We start from the raw sequence: 5,740 nt of genomic DNA, 5'->3' as shown, positions 1-5,740 counted from the left end.
GATCTTCCACGGTGCACCGTGGAAGATCACGCCCTGAGGGGTTCCAGGCTCAGGGGCAGACGGCCTGCCAGACGTCGGCGTGCATCTCGAAGCGCTCGGCCGTCTGCGGGTCGCTGACCTCGCCGTCGGAGTTCAGCCGGAAGTCCCCCGACAGCGCCCGCACCTCCACGACCTTGCCGGTGGCGGTGGCCACGTCCTGGCGCTCCACGTGCACCCCGCGGCGCAGGCCCGCGGCGAAGCCGAGGCGGGCCAGCGGGCCGGTGGAGGTGGACACGACGACGTCGGCGACGCCGTCGTGCGGGTCGGCGCCCGGCACGAGGGGTGCGCCGCCGCCGATGGTGCCGCCGATGCCGATCCCGACCATGAGCACCGGGTCGCGGCCGGAGGCGAGGACCTCGCCGTCCACCTCGACGCGCAGGCGGAAGCCCTTGCCCGCGCTCAGCCCGGCCCACACCGCCCCCACGGGGTAGGCGCCGGCCTTGAGCGCGGGCTTGAGGCGCTGGGCCTTCGCGGTGGCCGAGGCACCGATCCCGACGTGGACGGTGTTGACGGTGATGCGCTCGCGGCTGTCGACGAGCAGCTCCAGCCCGCGCGGGCGGCCGGTGGTGACGACGCGGGCCGCGGCCACGGGGTCCAGCGGCAGGCGCAGCGAGCGGGCGAGGTCGTTGCCGGTGCCCAGCGGCACGATGCCCAGCGGCCCGACGTCGCGGGTGGCCCCGGCCGTCCACAGCAGCTGCAGCGCCGCGTGCAGGCTGCCGTCGCCGCCGAGGACCACCACCCGCCTGCCGTCCGCCCCCAGCAGCGCCTCGCGCAGGTCGTCCAGGCCCCCGGTGCGGCGCAGCTCCACGTCACCGGCGCGGCCCAGCTCCCCCACGACGGCCGCGACGGCTTCCGCGCGCGCCGATCCGGCGCCGGCGTTGACCACGGCCAGGTACTCGTTCTCGCTCACGGACCGCTCAACGCCCCGCCCGCCGCCCCGGTGCCGCTCCGGCGGGCGCGCACACCCTCCTCACAGCCGCCGCCAGGTGCCGTCCTGCTCGGCGACCTCGCCGGCGCCGTCGGCCCAGCGGTAGACCGGGCGGCCCCCCAGCAGGACGTGCACGGCCCGGCTCATCAGCTCCAGCGGGTCGCCGGACCAGAGCACGAGGTCACCGTCCAGCCCGGGGGCCAGCGAGCCGACGCGGTCGTCCAGGCCGAGGATGCGCGCCGGGTTCAGCGTCAGCGCGCGCAGCGCCTCGTCGCGGTCCAGGCCCTCCTTGACCGCCAGCGCCGCCGAGACGGGCAGCAGCTGCACGGGCACGACGGGGTGGTCGGTGGTGAGCGCGACCGGCACGCCGGCGGCGGCGAGCAGCCCCGGGACGGCCATCGAGCGGTGGCGCAGCTCCGGCTTGGAGCGGGAGGTCAGCAGCGGCCCGACGACGGCGGGCAGCCGGCGCTCGGCGAGCAGGTCCAGCACGCGGTGGCCCTCGGTGACGTGGTTGAGCACGAGGCGGTAGCCGAACTCGTCGGCCAGGCGCACGGCGGTGGCGATGTCGTCGGCGCGGTGGGCGTGCTGGTGCCACAGCAGCTCCCCGGACAGCACCCGGGCCAGGACCTCGGCGTCGCGCTCGGCGCCGGTCGGCGGGTCCACCGGGTCGCCGGCCGCGCGGGCGCGCTCGCGCTGGGCGGCGGAGCGGGCGGCGGCGGCGAAGGCGTCGCGCAGCGCGGCGGCCACCCCCATGCGGGTCGAGGGCCCGCTGGAGCCCTTGCGGGGGTTCTCCCCCAGCGCGCTCTTCACCCCCAGCGGGGCGCGCAGCAGCATGTGCTCGACGGTGGCGCCCCACGTCTTCAGCGCCGCGGTCTGGCCGCCGACGACGTTGGCGGAGCCGGGCAGGACGGCGACGGTCGTCACCCCGGCGGACAGCGCGTCGGCGAACCCGCGGTCGGCGGGGTCGACCCCGTCCCAGGAGCGCAGCCGGGCCCCGCGCGGCTCGCCCTTCTCGTTGACGTCGGCGCCGTGCCAGCCCTCGCCCTCGGCGTGGACGCCGAGGTGGGTGTGCGGGTCGACGAACCCGGGCAGCACGAGGCAGCCGCTGGCGTCGACGACGGGCAGGTCGGCGGGGACGGCGACGTCCCCGACGGCCTCGATCACCCCGTCGCGGACGACGACCGTCCCGGGCCGGCGCTCCCCGCGCCAGTCCGGGGTGAGGGTCAGGAGGGTGCCGCCGACGACGGCGGCGCTGCGGGCGGGCGGGGACGCGGGCACGCGGCCACTGTGGCAGCGCGGGCGCGCCGGGTCGCGCGGCTCGCCCCGCTCCCGCGCCGACGTCCCTGGTGCGCGGGCGCCGCGGACCTGCGAGCATCGCGCGGTGGCCCACAGTTCACTCTCCCGTCACCTCCCGGTCATCCACCGGCCGCCGACGCGCACGCGGCCGCACACCGCCGCGGTGCGGCCGTCGAGCCGCGCGCAGCGGGTCGCGGTGGTGGCCACCGCGGTGCTCAGCGCGCTGGTCGCGGTGGGCCTGACCCTGCTGGTGGCGCGCAACCCCCTCTACTTCGGGACCGCCGTCCGCGACGTGCTCGCGGTCGCCACCGCCGGCGACCCGCTCGTCTTCTACGCGGGGTGGGTCACGCAGGTGGGCGTCTTCGGCTGGATCTGCGCGGCGACGGCGGGGGTCCTGGCGGGCAGCGTCCTGCGCAGCGGTGGTCGGCGGCGCGAGGGGAACCTGCTGCTCCTCGGCGGGCTGGTCTCCGCCGCGATGGGCGCCGACGACCTCATGATGTTCCACGACAGCGCGCTGCTGCGCCTGGGCGTGCCGGAGCAGGTCACGATGGGCGTCCTGGGGCTCGCCGCGCTGGCGTGGGGGCTGCGCTACGCCCGGGACCTGCTGCGGGGGGCGCCCGCCGTGCTGCTGGTGCTCGCCGCGCTCTGGTTCGGCCACTCGCTGGTGGCCGACGAGGTCGGCGGCCTGGTGCTGCACGAGGAGGCCACGAAGGCGGCCGCCATCTGCTGCTGGACCGCGTGGGCCTGGATGCGCTCGTGGGCGGCGCTCACCGCCGCCCCCCAGCCGCAGCAGGGCTGAACGCGCAGCACCACCGCCCCGGCGCAGCCGGGACGGTGGTGCGCGGCGTCAGCGGTCGGTGCCCTCCACCGGCGCGGTGGCCTCCTCGAAGATCTTCACCGCGTTCGAGGGCTCCTCGTCGGCGACCTCACCGGCGGAGGCCGGGATCGGCTCGTGGTCGGAGACCGGCGCGGCAGCGGCGGGAGCCGGAGCAGCGGCCGGAGCAGCGGCCGGAGCAGCGGCCGGAGCAGCGGCGGGGGCCGACGCCGCCGGAGCCGGAGCCGGCGAGGGGGTCGGCGCGGGGGTCCACGGGGTCGGCGCCGACGCCGGCGCGGACTCGCCGCCCCCCAGCCGGCTGCGCAGCGCGGCGAAGGCCGCCGCACCCGCTCCCAGGAGCACCGTCACCACGAGGAGCTTCCCCCGGGCACCCGACTTCCGCTTTCCCACGGCACCACCCTTCACGACGGACGCGCTGGCCCGGTCGGGCGCGCGCACCGATGATGGCGGCTGCGCGGGCAGGCGACAACCGGAGCCGCAGCGGTGATCGCGGGCGGGTCACGATGCGGCCTGTCGCCTGCGGGCGGCGCCGGCGGCGGATAGCGTGGCGATCTCGTCGACGAGGAGGTCACGAATGCACACCCCACGCGAGGACGCGTACGAGGAGGTCCGAGCCTCCCCCGAGTTCCAGGCGCTGCGGCGGCGGTTCCGGCGGTTCGTGCTGCCGGTCTCGGCCCTGTTCCTGGTCTGGTACGCCACCTACGTGCTGCTGGCCGACTACGCCCACGGGTTCATGAGCACCCGGGTGGGCGGTTCGAACATCACCGTGGGCCTGCTCTTCGGGCTCGGCCAGTTCGTCTCCACCTTCGCCATCACCACCGCCTACGTGCGCTGGGCCAACAAGCACTTCGACCCGGCGGCCGAGGAGCTGCGCGAGCGGATCGAGGGACCGCTCGCGGGCAGCACCGCTGCGCAGGACCAGGAGGACCCGCGGTGAGGACTGCTGCGAGCGCCGCTGCGGCGCCGACGACGGACATCGGCAACCCCGTCGTCAACATCGCCATCTTCACCGCCTTCGTGGCGGTGACCCTCGTCGTCGTGCTGCGGGCCAGCCGCAGCAACCGGACGGCGGCGGACTTCTACGCCGGTGGCCGCTCCTTCACGGGCCCGCAGAACGGCGTCGCCATCGCCGGCGACTACCTGTCGGCCGCCAGCTTCCTCGGCATCGCCGGGGCGATCGCGATCTACGGCTACGACGGGTTCCTGTACTCCATCGGCTTCCTCGTCGCCTGGCTGGTGGCGCTGCTGCTGGTCGCCGAGCTGCTGCGCAACACCGGCCGCTTCACGATGGCCGACGTCCTCAGCTTCCGGCTGCGCGAGCGTCCGGTGCGCACGGCGGCGGCCATCTCGACCCTCGCGGTCTCCTTCTTCTACCTGCTGGCGCAGATGGCCGGCGCGGGCGGTCTGGTCGCGCTGCTGCTGGGCATCGACTCGCGCGCCGGGCAGAACGTCGTCATCGCCGTCGTGGGTGCTCTCATGGTGCTCTACGTCCTCGTCGGCGGCATGAAGGGGACGACCTGGGTGCAGATCATCAAGGCCTGCCTGCTCGTCGCGGGTGCGGGGGTCATGACGGCGTGGGTGCTCGCGCGCTACGGCTTCAACCTCTCCGACCTGCTCGGCGCGGCGGTCAGCGCCCCCGGTTCCGCCGGCGAGGCGCTGCTGGGGCCGGGTGCGCAGTACGGGGCCACCGAGGTCTCCAAGCTGAACTTCCTGTCGCTGGCGCTGGCCCTGGTGCTCGGGACGGCGGGGCTGCCGCACGTCCTCATGCGCTTCTACACCGTGCCCAGCTCCAAGGAGGCCCGCCGCAGCGTCGTGTGGGCGATCTGGATCATCGGGATCTTCTACCTGCTCACCCTCGTCATCGGCTACGGCGCCGCCGCGATCGTCGGCCCGGACGCCATCAGGGCGGCTCCCGGCAAGGCCAACTCGGCGGCGCCGCTGCTGGCCTACGAGCTCGGCGGCACGATCCTGCTGGGGGTCATCGCGGCCGTCGCCTTCGCGACGATCCTCGCCGTCGTCGCCGGCCTGGCGATCACCGCCAGCGCGTCCTTCGCCCACGACATCTACGCCAGCGTCATCAAGAAGGGCGAGGTGTCCGCCAACGCCGAGGTCCGGGTGGCCCGGCTGACGATCGTCGTCATCGGCGCCGTCGCCATCGTCGGCGGCATCTTCGCCAACGGCCAGAACGTCGCCTTCCTCGTGGCCCTGGCGTTCGCCGTCGCGGCCAGCGCGAACCTGCCGACGATCATCTACTCGCTGTTCTGGCAGCGCTTCACCACCCGCGGGGCGCTGTGGAGCACCTACGGCGGCCTGATCTCCTGCCTGGTGCTCATCACCTTCTCCCCCGTCGTCTCCGGCAAGACGGACCCGGTGACCGGCGCCTCGCTGTCGATGATCACCGACACGGGTGTCGACTTCTCCTGGTTCCCGCTGGAGAACCCCGGGCTGGTCACCATCCCGCTGGCCTTCTTCCTCGGCTGGCTGGGCTCGGTGACCAAGCGCGAGCGCGGCAACGAGAAGCGGGCCGCGGAGATGGAGGTCCGCAGCCTCACCGGCGCCGGGGCGGAGAAGGCCGTCCAGCACTGAGCGGGCACCGGCGACCGCGAGCGCACGCAGCAGGGCCCCGCACCGCCTCGGCGGTG

The 5,740-nt window shown here is 75.3% G+C and carries 6 protein-coding genes; 3 read left to right on the top strand and 3 right to left on the bottom strand.

Features of this window, described 5'->3' with window-relative positions:
- Window positions 1–49 precede the first annotated feature (49 nt).
- Window positions 50–949 carry a diacylglycerol/lipid kinase family protein gene (locus ACRYM2_RS22645; RefSeq protein WP_432524925.1) on the bottom strand — a complete coding sequence of 300 codons (900 nt, stop codon included), beginning with the start codon at window positions 947–949 and terminating at the stop codon, window positions 50–52.
- A 60-nt stretch (window positions 950–1,009) separates the two neighbouring features.
- Window positions 1,010–2,194: an amidohydrolase gene (locus ACRYM2_RS22640; protein WP_432524926.1), complete on the bottom strand. Its 1,185-nt coding sequence runs from the start codon at window positions 2,192–2,194 to the stop codon at window positions 1,010–1,012.
- A 232-nt stretch (window positions 2,195–2,426) separates the two neighbouring features.
- On the opposite strand from ACRYM2_RS22640, the gene ACRYM2_RS22635 reads away from it, so the two are divergent.
- Complete coding sequence (locus tag ACRYM2_RS22635; RefSeq protein WP_432524923.1) at window positions 2,427–3,062, top strand: DUF8692 domain-containing protein; 636 nt, start codon at window positions 2,427–2,429, stop codon at window positions 3,060–3,062.
- Window positions 3,063–3,110: 48 nt separating this feature from the next.
- Here ACRYM2_RS22635 and ACRYM2_RS22630 read toward each other — a convergent pair whose 3' ends face one another.
- Window positions 3,111–3,488: a hypothetical protein gene (locus tag ACRYM2_RS22630; protein WP_432524921.1), complete on the bottom strand. Its 378-nt coding sequence runs from the start codon at window positions 3,486–3,488 to the stop codon at window positions 3,111–3,113.
- Window positions 3,489–3,672: 184 nt separating this feature from the next.
- Between ACRYM2_RS22630 and ACRYM2_RS22625 the strand changes: the two genes are divergently transcribed.
- Window positions 3,673–4,035, top strand: coding sequence for a DUF485 domain-containing protein (locus tag ACRYM2_RS22625; protein ID WP_432524920.1), 363 nt, complete (start codon window positions 3,673–3,675; stop codon window positions 4,033–4,035).
- Complete coding sequence (locus tag ACRYM2_RS22620; protein WP_432524918.1) at window positions 4,032–5,684, top strand: solute symporter family protein; 1,653 nt, start codon at window positions 4,032–4,034, stop codon at window positions 5,682–5,684. Before ACRYM2_RS22625 ends, ACRYM2_RS22620 begins: the two co-directional genes overlap by 4 nt.
- Window positions 5,685–5,740 lie beyond the last annotated feature (56 nt).

Origin of the sequence: Kineococcus aridisoli, from assembly GCF_050871885.1 — a bacterium.
Classification (GTDB): Bacteria; Actinomycetota; Actinomycetes; order Actinomycetales; family Kineococcaceae; genus Kineococcus.
The sequence above is the reverse complement of the archived record's forward strand: the minus strand, read 5'-3'. Positions and strand labels throughout refer to the sequence as shown.